This is a genomic window from Microbacterium sp. OR16, from assembly GCF_047306725.1.
Lineage (GTDB): Bacteria > Actinomycetota > Actinomycetes > Actinomycetales > Microbacteriaceae > Microbacterium.
The window spans coordinates 1,038,767-1,056,361 of sequence record NZ_JAZEXK010000001.1; the positions used below are offsets into that span (position 1 = coordinate 1,038,767).

At 68.0% G+C, this 17,595-nt stretch carries 14 protein-coding genes; 4 read left to right on the forward strand and 10 right to left on the reverse strand.

Annotated features, from left to right (window positions below; genetic code table 11):
• Positions 1–21 precede the first annotated feature (21 nt).
• From V2S05_RS05035 to V2S05_RS05045, 3 genes are all read left to right on the forward strand, one after another.
• Positions 22–1,101, forward strand: a complete 1,080-nt coding sequence (locus V2S05_RS05035; RefSeq protein ID WP_191713278.1) for a ubiquinol-cytochrome c reductase iron-sulfur subunit — start codon at positions 22–24, stop codon at positions 1,099–1,101.
• Complete coding sequence (locus tag V2S05_RS05040; RefSeq protein ID WP_071643058.1) at positions 1,098–2,909, forward strand: cytochrome b; 1,812 nt, start codon at positions 1,098–1,100, stop codon at positions 2,907–2,909. The genes V2S05_RS05035 and V2S05_RS05040 overlap by 4 nt, the downstream gene beginning before the upstream one ends.
• A 232-nt stretch (positions 2,910–3,141) precedes the next feature.
• The gene (locus V2S05_RS05045) at positions 3,142–3,561 is read left to right on the forward strand and encodes a rhodanese-like domain-containing protein (RefSeq protein WP_413634224.1); all 420 of its coding nucleotides are present in this window, start codon (positions 3,142–3,144) and stop codon (positions 3,559–3,561) included.
• A 164-nt stretch (positions 3,562–3,725) separates the two neighbouring features.
• Here V2S05_RS05045 and V2S05_RS05050 read toward each other — a convergent pair whose 3' ends face one another.
• The 5 genes from V2S05_RS05050 to V2S05_RS05070 form a co-directional block, all read right to left on the reverse strand.
• Positions 3,726–4,148, reverse strand: a complete 423-nt coding sequence (locus V2S05_RS05050; protein ID WP_071643056.1) for a cytochrome c oxidase subunit 4 — start codon at positions 4,146–4,148, stop codon at positions 3,726–3,728.
• Positions 4,149–4,151: 3 nt separating this feature from the next.
• Positions 4,152–5,876, reverse strand: coding sequence for a cytochrome c oxidase subunit I (ctaD, locus tag V2S05_RS05055; RefSeq protein WP_271637355.1), 1,725 nt, complete (start codon positions 5,874–5,876; stop codon positions 4,152–4,154).
• Positions 5,877–5,879: 3 nt separating this feature from the next.
• Positions 5,880–6,773 (reverse strand): cytochrome c oxidase subunit II, encoded by an 894-nt coding sequence (gene coxB, locus V2S05_RS05060; protein WP_413634225.1) that lies wholly within the window; start codon positions 6,771–6,773, stop codon positions 5,880–5,882.
• Between the two features lie 87 nt (positions 6,774–6,860).
• Positions 6,861–7,229: an iron-sulfur cluster insertion protein ErpA gene (gene erpA / locus V2S05_RS05065; protein ID WP_071643050.1), complete on the reverse strand. Its 369-nt coding sequence runs from the start codon at positions 7,227–7,229 to the stop codon at positions 6,861–6,863.
• A 102-nt stretch (positions 7,230–7,331) separates the two neighbouring features.
• Positions 7,332–8,747 (reverse strand): dipeptidase, encoded by a 1,416-nt coding sequence (locus V2S05_RS05070; RefSeq protein WP_413634226.1) that lies wholly within the window; start codon positions 8,745–8,747, stop codon positions 7,332–7,334.
• A 44-nt stretch (positions 8,748–8,791) separates the two neighbouring features.
• Here V2S05_RS05070 and V2S05_RS05075 point away from each other — a divergent pair, with 44 nt between their 5' ends.
• On the forward strand, positions 8,792–9,352 hold the full coding sequence (locus tag V2S05_RS05075) for a DUF3043 domain-containing protein (protein WP_413634227.1): 561 nt from the start codon (positions 8,792–8,794) through the stop codon (positions 9,350–9,352).
• A gap of 49 nt (positions 9,353–9,401) precedes the next feature.
• Here the strand turns inward: V2S05_RS05075 and V2S05_RS05080 are convergent, their stop codons facing one another.
• From V2S05_RS05080 to dnaE, 5 genes are all read right to left on the reverse strand, one after another.
• Positions 9,402–10,421 (reverse strand): quinone-dependent dihydroorotate dehydrogenase, encoded by a 1,020-nt coding sequence (locus V2S05_RS05080; protein ID WP_413635242.1) that lies wholly within the window; start codon positions 10,419–10,421, stop codon positions 9,402–9,404.
• Positions 10,422–10,433: 12 nt separating this feature from the next.
• A complete protein-coding gene (nrdR, locus tag V2S05_RS05085; protein WP_271637351.1) occupies positions 10,434–10,910 on the reverse strand; it encodes a transcriptional regulator NrdR in 477 nt (158 codons plus the stop codon).
• Between the two features lie 31 nt (positions 10,911–10,941).
• Positions 10,942–12,255, reverse strand: a complete 1,314-nt coding sequence (gene hisD, locus V2S05_RS05090) for a histidinol dehydrogenase (RefSeq protein ID WP_413634229.1) — start codon at positions 12,253–12,255, stop codon at positions 10,942–10,944.
• A 4-nt stretch (positions 12,256–12,259) separates the two neighbouring features.
• Entirely contained in the window at positions 12,260–13,981 is a 1,722-nt protein-coding gene (locus tag V2S05_RS05095) for a hypothetical protein (RefSeq protein ID WP_413634231.1), read from the reverse strand.
• Positions 13,982–14,074: 93 nt separating this feature from the next.
• Positions 14,075–17,593 carry a DNA polymerase III subunit alpha gene (dnaE, locus tag V2S05_RS05100; RefSeq protein WP_271637348.1) on the reverse strand — a complete coding sequence of 1,173 codons (3,519 nt, stop codon included), beginning with the start codon at positions 17,591–17,593 and terminating at the stop codon, positions 14,075–14,077.
• Positions 17,594–17,595 lie beyond the last annotated feature (2 nt).

The following is a 17,595-nucleotide window of genomic DNA, read 5'->3' on the forward strand; positions in this document are numbered from 1 at the left end:
GAGTTACGTACGAGGAGCACCATGGCACACGACGACGACACGCAGGCTCTCGACAGGGCCTACGAGCCCTCGCGGGGGCTGGGCGTCGCAGTCAGCGATCCTGCGGAGAACCCGGGACTGCCGCCACACCGTGAGCGGATGACCGACAAGGACCCGCGCGCCGAGAAGGCTGCGGTCCGCACGGTCTACACCCTGTTCTACCTGTCGCTCGCCGGCAGCATCTGGGCGGTCGCCGCATACATGCTGTTCCCGATCGAGAGCGGCATGGCGATCGACATCCGCCACAACAACATGTACATCGGCATCGGCATCGCGTTCGCGCTGCTGGCGCTCGGCATCGGCGCGATCCACTGGTCGAAGGCGCTGATGTCCGACAAGGAGTACATCGAGCACCGCCACCCGACCCGCGGCAAGGACGCCACTCGCGCCGGCGCCGTCGAGGCGTTCGCCGCGGCCAACGAGGACTCGGGCTTCGGGCGCCGCGCGATCATCCGCAACTCGCTCATCGCCGCGGTCGTGGCCTCGATCCTGCCCGGCCTCACGCTGTTCCGGGGTCTCGCACCGCACAACAACTCGCACGGCAACCCCATCGCCGGTGACCCGGTCGCACTTCTCAAGCACACCATGTGGGAAGAGGGCATGCGCCTGGCGCGTGACCCCGAGGGCACCCCGATCCGCGCCGCGGACGTCACTCTCGGTTCGGCCTTCCACGTCATCCCCGAGCCGCTCGCCGAGCTCGGCCACAGCGAGGGATACATGGAGGAGAAGGCCAAGGCCATCGTGCTCCTCATGCGTCTGCGACCCGAGCAGCTGATCGAGGCCGAGGACCGCAAGGACTGGTCCTACGACGGCATCGTCGCCTACTCCAAGGTCTGCACGCACGTGGGCTGCCCCGTCGCGCTGTACGAGCAGCAGACCCACCACCTGCTGTGCCCGTGCCATCAGTCGCAGTTCGACGTCACGGACCACGCCAAGGTCATCTTCGGCCCGGCAGCGCGACCGCTGCCGCAGCTGCCCATCGCCGTCGACGATGAGGGCTACCTCATCGCGCAGAGCGACTTCACCGAACCCGTCGGTCCGAGCTTCTGGGAGCGTCATTGAGCACCGCAACTCTTAAAGAGGACACCAAGCAGAAGCCCCTGGGCGGACGCTTCATCGGCGCGACGGCGAACTACCTCGACGAGCGCACCAGCCTGTCGGGGCTCGTCAAGGAGCTCGGTCGCAAGATCTTCCCCGACCACTGGTCGTTCATGCTCGGCGAGATCGCGCTCTGGGCGTTCGTGGCCGTGTTCCTGTCGGGAACGTTCCTGACGTTCTTCTTCCAGGCCTCGATGGCCCCCACGCACTACACCGGCGCGTACGCGCCCTTGCGCGGCGTGGAGATGACGGCGGCCTTCGAGTCGGCGCTGCGCATCTCGTGGGACATCCGCGGTGGCCTTCTGGTTCGCCAGATCCACCACTGGGCGGCACTCGTGTTCATCGCCGGCATAGGCATCCACATGCTGCGCGTGTTCTTCACCGGCGCGTTCCGCAAGCCGCGCGAGCTCAACTGGGTGATCGGCTTCGTGCTCTTCATCCTCGCCCTGGCCGAGGGATTCACCGGCTACTCGCTGCCCGACGACCTGCTCTCGGGCAACGGTCTGCGCATCATCGACGGCATGATCAAGGGTCTGCCGCTGATCGGCACCTGGACCTCGTTCCTCATCTTCGGCGGCGAGTTCCCCGGCGACGACATCGTCGGCCGCCTGTACACGATGCACATCCTGCTGCTGCCGCTGCTGGTGATCGCGTTCATCGTGCTGCACCTGATGCTGATGGTGATCAACAAGCACACCCAGTTCGCCGGCCCCGGCCGCACGAACGACAACGTCGTCGGCTACCCGATGATGCCGGTGTACATGTCGAAGATGGGCGGCTTCTTCTTCATCGTCTTCGGTGTGATCGTCCTGATCGCCTCGTTCTTCCAGATCCTGCCGTTCTGGGATTACGGTCCCTACGACCCGTCCCCGATCTCGGCCGGCACTCAGCCTGACTGGTACATCGGCTTCGCCGACGGCGCCCTGCGTCTCGCTCCCCCGCACCTCGACGTCATGCTCGGCAACTTCACGCTGTCGCTCGGCATCGTCATCCCGGTGCTGGTGCTCGGACTGTTCATCGTCGCCGTGGCGATCTACCCGTTCCTCGAGGCGTGGATCACGGGCGACAAGCGCGAGCACCACATCGCCGACCGTCCCCGCAACGCCCCGACCCGCACCGCCATCGGTGTCGCCGGGATGATCTTCTACGCGGTGCTCTGGGCTGCGGCCTCGTCCGACCTCATGGCCACGCACTTCATGCTGACCATGGAGGGTGTCATTCACGCCCTGCAGGCCCTGCTCTTCGTCGGCCCGATCCTCGGGTACTTCGTGACGAAGCGCATCTGCATCGCGCTGCAGAAGAAGGATCGTGAGATCGTTCTGCACGGCTACGAGTCGGGCCGCATCGTGCGCCTGCCCGGTGGCGAGTTCATCGAGGTGCACCAGCCCGTCGACGTGTACGACCGCTGGAAGCTCATCGACTACGCCACCTACGAGCCTCTCGTCGTGCGCCCGAACGCGAAGGGCCGCATCCCGTGGCACGAGAACCTTCGCAGCTCGATCTCGCGGTGGTTCTACGAAGACCGCCTGCAGCCGCTCACCCAGGCCGAGATCGCGGCAGCCGACGCGCATCAGCAGCACACGCTGGCGCACGACGCGGAGATCGAGGCGGCCGAGATCGCCGGGGCACACGCTCGCGCGGGTGTCACCTCCGAAGACCAGATCGCCGCAACCGATCTGCACGTCGACGAGACGCCGAACACCCCCAGCTCGGTGATCGCGAAGGACCCGGCCAAGCCGCGCAGGAAGAAGAAGTCGGAGGACGGCGAGTAAGCCGCACTCCCCCACGACAGAGGGCCCGTCCGAATCCGGACGGGCCCTCTGTCGTCTCCACGGCTCTCCGTCGCCCTCGGCGTCCGTCCGTCGCCCTCGGCGTCCTTCCGTCGCCCTCGGCGTCCGTCCGTGCGGTCCGAGCAGGTGCGGCAAGCGACGAGACGAGTTCGCACGCTCCTCGGCAGGATGTCATGAGCGCGCAGGCACGATACCGGCGCGCTACCCTGTGACCATGATCGACCGACACGAGTTCTTCGCCGCCAAGCTGCAGTACGAGACCGATGCGAGCGACGTGCACGCGGCGCGGAAGGCGGGGACACACCTCGTGGTCGTCGATGTGCGCTCCGACGAGGCGTGGGCACAGGGTCGCGTTCCCGGGGCCGTGCACATGCATTACAGGGAGATCGCCGAGCGAGCGCCGGTGGAGATCCCGTCCGACGCCTCCGTCGTCGTCTACTGCTGGAGCCCCGGGTGCAACGCCGGCGCCAAGGGCGCTCTGGAGTTCGCGGCTCTGGGCTACTCGGTGCGCGAGATGATCGGCGGTTTCGAGTACTGGGTTCGCGAGGGATATCCCGTCGAGGACCACGACGGCATCCACCGCCGTCCGATCGACGCCCTGACCGGCGTCCCCCGCATCCGAACCCGGCCGTGATGCCGCGCGGCGCAGACGCACACCTCGCCGCAGTGATTCGTGCGCACCCCGGTGCAGTGGTGCGCGCACGCCTCCCCTGACGACGCCTCCCGCTGACCGCTGAAGCCCCTCCCCGCCGACGACGAAGGCCCCCTGGACGGATCCAGGGGGCCTTGACGAGAGTGTCAGCGCGCGAAGTGCCCGCGGTAGTACTCGTACACCCAGCCGACGATCGCGACGAGGAAGATCGCCACACCGATCGGCAGCAGGAACTGACCGACCGCGAGGCCGAGCAAGAAGACACCTGCGGAGGCGGCGAGGACCAGCGGCCACCACGACCACGGCGAGAACTCGCCGAGCTCGGGGTCACCGTCGTCGATGTCCGCCGTCAGGACGTCTTCGGGAAGCTCTCCACCCTGCGCCTTGTACGTGCGCTGCAGGTAGACGGCGATCATGGCACCCATGAAGGCGACGAACAGGAGCGCCACCGTGCCCACCCATTCCACGTAGCCGTGGAAGGGGTCGACCAGGTTCCAGATCGTGTAGACGATGGACGCGATCGTGAAGAAGACCGCGATGATCCACCAGAGGATGACATTGCTGCGCATGACTTACTTGACCTCTCCCGCTGCGACGCCCACCGGGTGCTCTGCGGCCTCGGGGTGGTTCAGATCGAACGCCGGACGCTCACTGCGGATGCGCGGGATCGACGTGAAGTTGTGACGCGGCGGCGGGCACGAGGTGGCCCACTCCAGCGATGCACCGTAGCCCCACGGGTCGTCGACGGTGACCTTCGGCGCCTTGCGGGCGGTGATCCACACGTTGAGGAAGAAGGGCAGCATCGAGGCGCCGAGAATGATCGCACCGATCGTGGAGACCTGGTTGCCCCACTCCCAGTTGTCATAGGTGGAGTAGTCCGCGTAACGACGGGGCATGCCGTCCACGCCCAGCCAGTGCTGCACGAGGAAGGTCATGTGGAAGCCGATGAACAGCATCCAGAAGTGGATGTAGCCCAGGCGCTCGTTGAGCATGCGGCCGGTCCACTTCGGCCACCAGAAGTAGAAGCCGGCGAACATCGCGAACACGACGGTGCCGAACACCACGTAGTGGAAGTGGGCGACGACGAAGTACGAGTCGCTCAGGGCGAAGTCCAGCGGCGGAGCCGCGAGGATCACGCCGGTGAGTCCACCGAAGACGAAGGACACGAGGAAGCCGAGGGCGAACACCATCGGCGTCTCGAAGGTGATCGAGCCTCGCCACATCGTGCCGATCCAGTTGAAGATCTTCACACCCGTCGGCACCGCGATGAGCATGGTCATCAGCGAGAAGAACGGAAGCAGCACGCCGCCGGTCACGTACATGTGGTGAGCCCACACGGCCACCGAGAGGGCGGCGATCGCGATGGTCGCGTACACCAGCGTCTTGTAGCCGAAGATCGGCTTGCGGCTGAACACGGGGAAGATCTCGGACACGATGCCGAAGAACGGCAGCGCGATGATGTACACCTCGGGGTGACCGAAGAACCAGAACAGGTGCTGCCACAGCAGCACGCCACCGTTCGCGACGTCGTAGATGTGCGAACCGAGCACGCGGTCGGCCGCTGCGGCGAGGATCGCCGCGGCGAGCACCGGGAACGCCATCAGGATCAGGAGGCTGGTGATCAGCGTGTTCCACGAGAAGATCGGCATGCGCCACATGGTCATGCCGGGTGCGCGCATGGTGATGACCGTGGTGATGAAGTTCACCGCGCCGAGGATGGTGCCGAAACCGGACATGCCGAGGCCGAGCATCCAGAGGTTGCCGCCCACGCCCGGCGAGAACGACGAGTTGGCGAGCGGCTGGTACGCGAACCATCCGAACGAGGCCGCGCCCTGCGGGGTGAGGAAGCCGGCGATGGCGATGATCGAGCCGAAGGTGAACAGCCAGAAGGCGAACGCGTTCAGACGCGGGAACGCCACGTCGGGCGCGCCGATCTGCAGCGGCAGGATCGCGTTGGCGAAGCCGGCGAACAGCGGCGTCGCGAACATCAGCAGCATGATCGTGCCGTGCATCGTGAACAGCTGGTTGTACTGCTCCTTGGTGGGCACGATCTGCATGCCGGGAGCGAAGAGCTCGGCGCGGATGATCAGCGCCATCACACCGCCGAGGAGGAAGAAGAGCACCGAGGCGATCAGGTACATGTACCCGATCGTCTTGTGGTCGGTGGACGTCATCCACTTGACGATGATGTTGCCCTTCTGCTCCACGCGGGAGGAGGTGAGCAGGGCTGCCTGACGCGGCGGCAGCGTGGTCGGGCGGGCGCCCGGCGCTGTCGTGGGTTCAGCTGTGGTGGTCATGGCTTACTCCTCTTCCTCGGACTGCGTGCTCGCGCCGCTGCCGGGGAGATTGCTGAGTCGGTCGTAGGCGTCGGTGATGTCGCCCGTGTTGCCCTGCTCGCGCAGGGTCTCGAGGTATGCGTCGTACTCGTCCTGCTCGACGACCTTCACGTTGAAGAGCATCATCGAGTGGTACTCACCGCAGAGCTCGGCGCACTTGCCGTCGTACTCGCCGACGCGCGTGGGGACGAAGGACCAGGAGTTGTCCTTGCCGATGTACATGTCCTTCTTGTACAGGAAGTCGATGATCCAGAAGGAGTGGATCACATCACGCGACTGCAGGTCGATCGTGACCTTCTTGTCGACGGGCAGCACGAGCGTCGGGAGCTTCTCGCGCTCGATGTCGCCGTTCTCGTCGGGATCGGCCTGCACGCCCATGGTCCACACAGCGTCGTCTTCGTCTTCGCCGCCGTACTGGAAGTCCCATGCCCACTGCTTGGCGATCGCCGTGATCTCGACGTCGGGCTCATCCCACTGCGTCTCGATGTCGGCCTGGTCGCGCGCGGTGAAGAAGAACATTCCGAGCACGAGGATCAGCGGGATCACCGTGTAGAGGATCTCGATCGGCATGTTGTAGCGCAGCTGGACCGGAAGACCGGTCTGACCGGTGCGCCGGCGGTACATGACGAGAGCCCATCCCATCAGGGCCCACGTGATCACACCGACGGCCAGCAGAACGACCCACGAGGTGACCCACAGACCGGAGACCGTCTCGGTCTGGTTGGTCGCGGGGGTGCCGTCTTCGACGAAGCCCGGAAGGAATCCATTGAGTTCGGTGGGAGTACATCCCGCCAGGGCCACAGCTGCCGCTGCTCCCAGCGGGAGCGCGGCCCAACGAAGGCGGCGTTTCGAGGGCACGATGCACCTTTCAGATCTCGGACAGGAGCAGACTCAAGTCTAGGGCAACCTCACACGCGATTCATGCCAACCACGCAGGTAGCGGCCTCAGTGGAAGCTGTCACCGCAGGCGCAGCTGCCGGCGGCGTTGGGGTTGTCGATCGTGAAGCCCTGCTCGGAGATGGTGTCCTTGAAGTCGATCGACGCGCCGTCCAGGTAGGGCACGCTCATGTTGTCGATGATGACCTCGACGCCGTCGAAGTCGACGGTCTCGTCACCTTCCAGGTAGCGCTCGTCGAAGTACAGCTGGTAGATCAGCCCCGAGCATCCGCCGGGCTGCACGGCCACGCGCAGGCGCAGGTCGTCACGGCCCTCCTGCTCGAGCAGGCTCTTCACCTTGAGCGCTGCGGCATCGGTCAGCGAGACGCCGTGGGCGGGGGCGGCGGTGGGCTCTGAGGTCAGGGTGGTGTCGCTCATCTCAACTCCTTGCAACGGGCAGCGCGGTCTCGCTGCTCGTGCATGATTCTACCGCCGCCGGTGCCCGCAGGGCCGATCCTCGTCGGGCACCGATGCGGCGGCTCAGGAGCCGGCGGCGCGCTCGTTCATCCTGGCGAGCAGCAGCGCCTCGGTGCGCACCGCGTTGCGGAACGTGTCGAGGTGCAGCGACTCGTTCGGGCTGTGCGCACGCGAGTGCGGATCCTCGACGCCGGTGACGAGGATCTGCGCGCCCGGGAACTCCCGGACGAGGTCTGCCACGAACGGGATCGATCCGCCGACGCCGAGGTCCACGGCGTCGACGCCGTAGCCGTCACCCATCGCGGCGCGGGTGAGCTCGACGGCCCATCCCGAGGTGTCGACGAGGAAGCCGTCGCCGAGGTCGACGTCGGAGAAGGTCAGCTCCGCACCGAACGGCGCGTGCTCGCGCAGGTGCCGCTCGAGCGCCGCGTAGGCGTCGGTCGCGCTCTGGCCGGGGGCGACCCGCGCGCTGATCACGAGACTCACCTCGGGCAACAGAGTGTTGGACGCCGCGGCCACGCTCGTGACGTCCATCCCGGTGATCGTGATCGACGGCTTGTTCCAGATCCGGCCGTAGATGTCGTCGCGTCCGATCGGACTGACGCCGTCGAGGAGGCCAGCCTCGTCGCGCAGGGTCTGCTCGGCGTACTCGGGCGTCTCCGCCCGCCTGCTGGCCATCCCCTCGACCGCGACCGCGCCGTCGGCATCCCAGAGCGTCGCGAGCAGCGTGACGGCGGCCATCATGGCATCCGGAACCGCTCCCCCGAACATGCCCGAGTGCGAGGCGTGCTCGAGAGTGCGGACGGTGAGGGTGAACCGGGCGTTGCCGCGCAGCGAGACGGTGAGCCCCGGCGTGCGGGAATCGAGATTCCCCGAATCCGCCACGACGATCGCGTCGGCACGGAGCGCGTCGGCGTTGTCGCGCAGGAAGCGGGCGAAGGAGCGCGAGCCGTACTCCTCCTCGCCTTCGATGAAGAGCGAGACGCCGAGGTCGAGGTCGTCGCCGAGCACCTCTGCGACAGCCCGCAGCGCGGCGATGTGCGCCATGATCCCCGCCTTGTCATCCGCGGCGCCGCGGCCGTACAGACGTCCGTTGCGAACAGTCGGCTCGAAGGGCGGCGTATCCCACAGTTCATCGGCCCCCGGCGGCTGCACGTCGTGGTGCGCGTAGAGGAGGATCGTCGGACGACCGTTGCGCGCGGCCCTGGTCGCGAGCACAGCGGGCTGACCGAGTTCGTCGGTGTCGTCGACGTGCGCGCGCAGCACCCGCACGTCGTCGAACACGCCGGTTCCCCTGGCGAGCTCGGCGACGGCTTCCGCCGAGCGCTCCAGCTGCGTCTGGTCGAACGCGGGCCAGGCGATGCCGGGGATGCGCACCAGCGCACCCAGGTCGGCCAGAGCGGATGGGATGCCGAGGGCCACCGCCTCGAGCAGCGCGGTCTCCGCGGCGGACGAGGCAGGCGATGCAGGGGATGTCATGCGAGTAATCTTAAGACGAACCCGATTCCGAACTGAGGTCGAACGTGCCCAACCCCACCCCCGCCGCCGACGACGCCCCCGAGACGCCCGCCGTGGGCAAGGGTCGCGCTACGCCCACCCGCGCAGAGCGCGAGGCGGCCAACCGACGCCCCCTGGTCGCGAACACGAAGGAGGCTCGCGCGGCGGCGAAGGCCGATCTGCAGGCGCGCCGTCAGCGAGCCCGCATCGGCATGGAGAACGGCGAGGACAAGTACCTCCCCGCGCGCGACCGCGGTCCGCAGCGGCGCTGGGTGCGCGACTACGTCGACGCCGGATGGCACATCTCCGAATGGCTGATGGCCGCGATGCTGCTGGTCATCGTGCTCAGCCTCATCGACATCCCCGCGATCCAGCTGTGGGCCATGGTCGGACTGTGGGGCTACATGCTGCTCGCCGTCGGCGACATGGTGCTGCTGAGCATGCGGGTGAAGAAGAAGGTCGCCGCCAAGTTCGGCCTCGAACGTCGCGAACGCGGACTGGGCTGGTATGCGGCGATGCGATCGCTGCAGATGCGCTTCATGCGTCTGCCGAAGCCGCAGGTCAGCCGCGGTCAGTACCCCGATTGACCCTTCGACGAGCTCAGGGACCCAGGTTCTGTTCCGAGGCCTGTGCCGCTCAGCGGCGCAGGCCTCTGTTGATCTGCCTGGCCCACAGCGGACCCCGGTACAGGAACGCGGTGTAGCCCTGCACGAGAGTCGCACCGGCGTCGAGGCGGCGCTGCACGTCGTCAGCGGTCTCCACTCCCCCGACCGCGATCACGCAGAAGTCATCCGGCACCACGCGCCGCACGACGGCGAGGACCTCGAGCGAGCGCTCCTTCAGCGGCGCGCCGGAGAGCCCGCCGGCGCCCGCCGCCTCGACGATCTCCGGATCGGTGATCAGACCGTCTCGCGAGATGGTCGTGTTGTGGGCGATGATCCCGGCCAGCCCCTCCGCCACCGCCATCCGGGCGATGGCCTCGATCTCGTCATCGGGCAGATCCGGCGCGATCTTCACCAGCAGCGGCGTCCGTCCCGCCGCCTGCTTCACCGCGCGCAGCAGCGGGGCGAGCGTCTCCACGGCCTGCAGGCCGCGCAGGCCGGGCGTGTTCGGCGACGAGACGTTCACGGCGAGGTAGTCGGCGAGCGGCGCGAGCCGGGTGGCGGAGGTGACGTAGTCGCCGACGGCGTCTTCCACAGCGACCACGCGGCTCTTGCCGATGTTCGCGCCGATCACCGCGTGCGGCGCGCGCCTGCGCAACGCGGCGAGCCGGCGCGCCGCGGCATCCGCCCCCTCGTTGTTGAAGCCCATCCGGTTGATCACTGCGCGGTCCGCGATGAGACGGAACAACCGGGGCTTCGGGTTGCCCTCCTGCGGGATGGCGGTGATCGTGCCGATCTCGACGTGCCCGAAGCCGAGCGCGTCCAGACCCCGCACACCCACGGCGTTCTTGTCGAACCCCGCGGCGACCCCGAACGGCGAGGGGAACACGAGGCCGAGCGCGCGCACCTCCTGCTCGGGGCGCGGCGCCGTCAGCGCCCGCGCGACCCACGAGAAGGGCCGCACGCCGAGCACGCGGATGACGGCCATCGCGGCGTGGTGCGCGGACTCCGGGTCGAAGCGCGCGAGGACGTGGCGGAAGAGCAGTGAGTACATCACTGCCCAAGGTTACCGGTCGTCGGATTCCGCTTCTGCCGTCGCGTGGTCGGCACGCAGGTCGCCGATCGCGCGTTCGAAGTCGTCGAGCGAGTCGAACGCCTGGTACACGCTCGCGAAGCGCAGGTAGGCCACCTCGTCGAGTTCACGAAGGGGGCCGAGGATGGCGAGCCCGATCTCGTTAGTGTCGAGCTGCGAGACGCCGGTCTGCCGCACCGCCTCCTCGACCTTCTGCGCGAGCAGCGCCAGATTCGCCTCGGTGACGGGCCGGCCCTGACAGGCCTTGCGCACGCCCGAGATCACCTTGTCGCGGCTGAACGCCTCCATCACCCCCGAGCGCTTGATGACCATCAGGCTCGCCGTCTCGGTCGTCGAGAACCGTCCACCGCACTCCGGGCACTGTCGACGGCGGCGGATCGACAGGCCGTCGTCGCTGGTGCGGGAGTCGATGACGCGGGAGTCCGGATGCCGGCAGAAGGGGCAGTGCATGATCGGTCAGCCTACTCGCTCGCTCACCTGCTCACCGGGAGGCGGGGGCGAAGCGCGCCTCGACGGCGTCTCCGTGGGCGGGCAGGATCTCGGCGTTCGCGAGAGCGACGACTCCCGCCCTCACCTCGGCGAGTGCCGCGTGATCGTATTCGATGACCTGCTGCGGACGCAGGAACGTGTACGCGCCGAGCCCGGCGGCGTAACGGGCCTGACCGCCGGTGGGCAGCACGTGGTTGCTGCCGGCCATGTAGTCCCCGAGGCTGACCGGCGTCTGATCTCCGACGAACACCGCGCCCGCGCTCGTGAAGCGCTCGGCTGCGGCAGAGGCGTCGGCGAGGTGCAGTTCGAGGTGCTCAGGGGCGTAGGCGTTGCTGAACGCCTCGGCCATCGCGCGGTCGTCCACGAGGACGATGGCGGACTGCGGTCCGCCGAGCGCCTCGGCGACCCGCGCGGCGTGGGTGGTCGCCGATGCGAGCTGCGCCACCGCCGAGGCGACGCGTTCGGCGAGCTCGACGGAGTCGGTCACCAGCACAGCGGACGCCTGCTCGTCGTGCTCGGCCTGGCTGATCAGGTCGGCGGCGATGAGGTCGGCGTCGGCCTCGGCATCCGCGACGATGAGGATCTCGGTCGCACCGGCCTCGGAATCCGTGCCGACGACGCCCGCGACGACGCGCTTCGCGGAGGCGACGTAGTTGTTGCCCGGGCCCGAGACGACGTCGACCGGGTCGAGTCCGAGTTCGGCGACTCCGTGAGCGAGGGCGCCGATGGCGCCGGCGCCGCCGATCGCGTAGATCTCGTCGATCCCGAGCAGGTCGGCGGCGGCGAGGATCGTCGGGTGCACCCGTCCGCCGTGCGCGGCCTGCGGCGGGGACGCCAGAGCGATCGAGGTGACTCCACCCACCTGCGCGGGCACGACGTTCATCACCACGCTGGATGCCAGCGGCGCCTTGCCACCGGGGATGTACACCCCCGCGCGCGTCACCGGCTGCCACCGCTGGGTGATCTTCGCGCCCGGTCCGATCTGGGTGGTCTGCGCGCTGGGGACCTGAGCTGCCGAGCCCCGGCGGACGCGGTCGATGGCGGCCTCGAGAGCGGAGCGGACGTCCGGGTCGATGGATGCCGCGGCTTCGGCGACGTGCTCGGCGGGAACGCGGATGGGGTGACCGCTCACCCGGTCGAAGCGCTCAGCCTGCTCGCGCAGCGCGGCCTCGCCCGACGTGCGCACCGCGTCGACGATCACTGCGGCGGCTTCGAGCGCTTCGGCACGCGCCTGCGTCGCTCGCGGCACGGCCGCGAGCATGTCGGAGGGTGAGAGGGTCTTGCCCCGAAGATCGATCGTGCGCACGCGCTCAGCCTTTCGTGATGTCGAAGATGTCGTGGAGGTAGCCGATGCGGCCGTCCTCATGTCGCACGACGAACGCGCCGCCGCGGTCCTCGATGGCCAGCGCCCACGCCGTCGGGCCGATCCGGAACAGCGGCTCGCCGCGCTCGTCGAGCACATCGCGCTCGGTGGGAGCGAGGATCCAGAACGGCTCGGGCTGGTTGAAGGAATCGGTCTCGGCCGCCTGCTCGGCGCGGGTGCGCCGCAGCGGCTGCTCCTCGGCTTCGACGACGGCGGCCCCGGCGGCGCCGGGCAGACCGTCGGGCGCCGTGTTGTGCTCGACCGATCGGTTCGAGTCGGCGGCGTCGTCGGCGAAGATGCTCTGCAGCGCCTCGACCGCCGCGGTGTTGTAGAGCACCTCGGTGTCGTCGACGGTGTCGTCATCGCGGTGGTCGTCGCGGTCGTCAGGGACGGGCTCCGGCTCGGGTGCGGCCTGTTCGGGCAGAGAGTGCGGCGCTGGTTCGTACACCGCAGATCCCGATTCCGGTGCGGGCTCGGGAACGAGCTCGGGCTCGGGCTCGGGCTCGGGCTCGGGCTCGGGCGAGATGAACTCCGGCGCGGGCGAGGATTCGGGCTCGGGCTCGGACTCGAACGAGAACTCGGGCGCAGGCTCGGGCTCCGACTCGAACGAGAACTCAGGCGCGGGCGGAGTGACCTCGGGCTCGGTCGACTCGGACTCGGGCACCGGCACGGATGCGCCGCGCTCGGGCGAGACGAGCTCGGACTGCACCGACGCTGTCGTGTCGGCGCTCGATGCGTTCGGCTCCGACGCATCAGGCTGCGACTCGTCCGCGACCGGCTCGATGAGAGCCTGCTCTCCCGGAGCCGACTCGGTCGGGGCGAGGTCGGCATCCCAGACATCCGGAGCGGAGCGGTGCTCCGGTGCGGATGCCCGGTTCCGGACATCCGGTGCCGCGCCCGCGTCCGGGATGACCGTCGTCAGCGCGGTGTCGACGCGCGGCTCTGCCGTCGCGGCACGCGCTCCGTCACGCGGCTCGGCCTGCGACGCGATGTCGCCTGCACCCGCCGGCGGCGTGACGGACTCGCGCTCAGCCCGCGGACGCGGGATCACGGGACGGACCGGGTTCGCATTGCGGTGCGCGAGGGTCTCCAGTCGACCGTGGAAGTCCTCACGCAGCCGCGGCAGCACGGGGGCGAACACCGTCGCCGCCACGAGTACGAGCATCGCCAGCTGCCCCACCACGGCCACCCAGCCGATCAGCACGACACCGGTCTCGACGGTGGCGGCGATCTGCTGCCACAGCACCTGAGCCCATGACACCGCCGCGACGGTCGCTGCGACGGAGGCGAACTGGTCGATGCCCAGCGATCCGACGCGGCGGATCCCGTCCGGCGAGAGCCGTCGAAGCACGACGAGGAACACCGCCGCGGTCGGCACGCCCATCATCAGGATCCAGTGGATGCCCGACGTCCACACCGTGTCTCCGATCGGGCCGACCGGGAAGAACGAGGCGACGAAGCCGACCAGCCAGGCGCCGACGATGATGAGCTCGCGGAGCGTGAAGCCGAGGATGCCGTACTCGGGCTGCACCTGGTCTTCGTAGAGCACTCCGTCGTCGTCCGAATCGATGTCGTCGGGGTCGACGCCCACCTCCGAGCGCGCATCTGCGCGCAGGCGAGGCTCGTCCGCCGACGCGTCGTGGGCGCTGCTGGGCCTGTCGAAGCTCATCGAGGGTCCTTTCGTTCGTGGTGGGTGGCCACGCGAGTCATGATGATACTCACCGCACCAGGGAGTTCGGTGCGTCGTCTCGCGGCTGCGGGCTCAGCCCAGACAGGCGGGGCCGAGCAGCGACTTGAGGTCGCCGAACAGGTCGGCGGACACCTTCACCGGCATCGGCACCTCGAAGACCTTCGCGGCGCCGCCGCGATGCACGCGCAGCAGCACCTCGGTCTCGCCGGCGTGGCGGCGCAGCACGTCGGCCAGGTCGTTCATGACGCGTTCGGTCGCCCGCTGCTCGGCGACCAGCAGCGAGAGCGGTCCCGCGGCGTCGAAGGATCCGACATCGGGGGCGAACGCCGACTGCGCGTGCAGGTTGAGCCCGTCGTCGCGTCGGGAGACGCGTCCGCGCACGGCGAGGATGGCGTCCTGCTGCAGCGTGTGCTGGAACTCGGTGTAGGTCTTGCCCATGAACATGACCGTCACCTCGCCGTTGAAGTCCTCGACGGTGATCATTCCGTACGGGTTGCCGCTGGCTTTGGCCACCCGGTGCTGCACACTCGTCACGAGCCCGGCCACGGTGACCTGATCGCCGTCCTGAAGGTCCTCCGAAGTGAGCAGGTCGTTGATCGAGATCGACGCGTGCTTCGCGAGCGGCACCTCGAGTCCGGCGAGCGGGTGATCCGAGACGTACAGACCGAGCATCTCACGCTCGAAGGCCAGCTTGTCCTTCTTCACCCACTCGGGGCGGTCGGGGACCTTCGCGGGAGCGGCCTCCTCCATGTCGTCGTAGAGGCTGTCGAAGTCGAAGCCGATCGCGCCCTGCGCCTCGTTCCGCTTGCGGTCGACGGCGGCCTCGACGGCGTCTTCATGGATCTCCATGAGCGCGCGTCGGGTGTCGCCCATCGAGTCGAACGCACCGGCCTTGATCAGCGACTCGACGGTGCGCTTGTTCGACACGTGCAGCGGCACCTTGCCGAGGAAGTCGTGGAACGAGGTGAACGGCCCCTCCGTGCGCGATGCGACGATCCCGTCGACGACGTTGCCGCCGACGTTGCGCACGGCGCCGAGGCCGAAGCGGATGTCTTCGCCGACGGCCGCGAAGAAGTTGATCGACTCCGACACGTCCGGCGGCAGCACCCGGATGCCCATGCGCCGGCACTCGTTGAGGTACAGCGCCATCTTGTCTTTGGAGTCGCCGACGCTGGTGAGCAGGGCCGCCATGTACTCGGCCGGGTAGTGAGCCTTGAGGTACGCGGTCCAGTAGGAGACCAGCCCGTACGCGGCGGAGTGGGCTTTGTTGAAGGCGTAGTCCGAGAACGGCAGGAGGATGTCCCACAGCGCCTTCACCGCGCCCTCGCCGAAGCCGCGCTCCTTCATCCCGCCCGAGAAGCCCTCGTACTGCTTGTCGAGCTCGGACTTCTTCTTCTTTCCCATCGCGCGACGCAGGATGTCGGCCTGTCCGAGGCTGAACCCCGCGACCTTCTGCGCGATGGCCATGACCTGCTCCTGATAGATGATCAGACCGTACGACTCCTGCAGGATGTCGGCCAGGGGCTCTTCCAGCTCGGGGTGGATCGGCGTGATCTCCTGCAGACCGTTCTTGCGCAGAGCGTAGTTGGTGTGCGAGTTCGCACCCATCGGGCCCGGGCGGTACAGCGCGATGAGCGCCGAGATGTCGCCGAAGTTGTCGGGCTTCATGAGCCGCATCAGCGAGCGCAGCGGCGGGCTGTCGAGCTGGAAGACGCCGAGCGTGTCACCGCGGGCCAGCAGGTCGTAGACCGCGCGATCGTCGAGTCCGAGGTGCTCGAGATCGAGCTCCTCTCCCCTGTTCATCCGGATGTTGTCGAGCGCGTCCGAGATGATCGTGAGGTTGCGCAGCCCCAGGAAGTCCATCTTGATCAGGCCCAGCGACTCGCACGACGGGTAGTCGAACTGCGTGACGATCTGGCCGTCCTGCTCGCGCTTCATGATCGGGATGATGTCGAGCAGCGGGTGCGACGACATGATCACACCGGCGGCGTGCACGCCCCACTGCCGCTTCAGCCCCTCCAGCCCCAGCGCGCGGTCGAAGACGCGCTTGGCATCCGTGTCGGTGTCGATCAGCGCGCGGAATTCGCTCGCTTCCTTGTAGCGCGGGTGGGCGCTGTCGTACATGCCGCTGAGCGGCATGTCCTTGCCCATCACCGCCGGCGGCATCGCCTTGGTGAGACGGTCGCCCATGCTGAACGGGTAGCCGAGCACGCGCCCGGCGTCCTTCAGCGCCTGCTTGGACTTGATCGTGCCGTAGGTGACGATCTGCGCCACTCGCTCCGAGCCGTACTTCTGCGTCACGTACTCGATGACCTCGCCGCGGCGACGGTCGTCGAAGTCGACGTCGAAGTCGGGCATCGAGACGCGGTCGGGGTTGAGGAAGCGCTCGAAGATGAGTCCGTGCTCGAGCGGGTCGAGGTCGGTGATCTTCATCGCGTACGCGACCATCGACCCCGCTCCCGAGCCGCGACCGGGTCCGACGCGGATGCCGTGGTCCTTGGCCCAGTTGATGAAGTCGGCGACGACGAGGAAGTAGCCGGGGAACCCCATCTGCAGGATGATGCCGGTCTCGTACTCGGCCTGCTTGCGCACGCGATCCGGGATGCCGTTCGGGTAGCGGTAGTGCAGCCCCTTCTCGACCTCCTTGACCAGCCAGCTGTCCTCGGTCTCGCCGTCAGGCACAGGGAACCGTGGCATGTAGTTCGCCTTGGTGTCGAACTCGACCTGGCAGCGCTCGGCGATCAGCAGCGTGTTGTCGCACGCCTCGGGGTGGTCGCGGAACATCTGGCGCATCTCCTGCGCCGTCTTGATGTAATAGCCGTCGCCGTCGAACTTGAACCTGTTCGGGTCGTCCATCGTCGACCCGGACTGCACGCAGAGCAGCGCTTCGTGGGCGTCCGCCTCGTGCTGATGGGTGTAGTGCGAGTCGTTCGTCGCCACGAGCGGGATGTTCAGGTCTTTCGACAGCCGCAGCAGATCGCTGATCACGCGCCGCTCGATGGAGAGACCGTGATCCATGATCTCGGCGAAGTAGTTCTCCTTGCCGAAGATGTCCTGGAACTCCGCGGCCGCAGCGCGCGCCGCGTCGTACTGCCCGAGCCGCAGCCGGGTCTGGATCTCGCCCGACGGGCATCCCGTGGTGGCGATCAGGCCCTTGCCGTAGGTCTGCAGCAGCTCACGATCCATGCGGGGCTTGAAGTAGTAGCCCTCGATGCTCGAGAGCGAGCTCAACCGGAACAGATTGTGCATGCCGGCGGTGGTCTCGCTCCACAGCGTGGTGTGGGTGTAGGCACCCGAACCGGAGACGTCGTCGCTCTTCTGATCCGCGGTTCCCCACGCCACGCGCGACTTGTCGCTTCGGTGCGTGCCGGGGGTCACGTACGCCTCGAGACCGATGATCGGCTTGACTCCGGCGGCGTTCGCTGCGTTGTAGAACTCGAACGCGGCGAAGGTGTTCCCGTGGTCGGTGACGGCGATCGCCGGCATCCCGTAGTCGGCCGCCGCCTGCGTCATCGAGGTGATCTTCGCCGCACCGTCCAGCATGGAGTACTCGCTGTGGACATGCAGGTGCACGAAGGAATCGGAGGCCATGC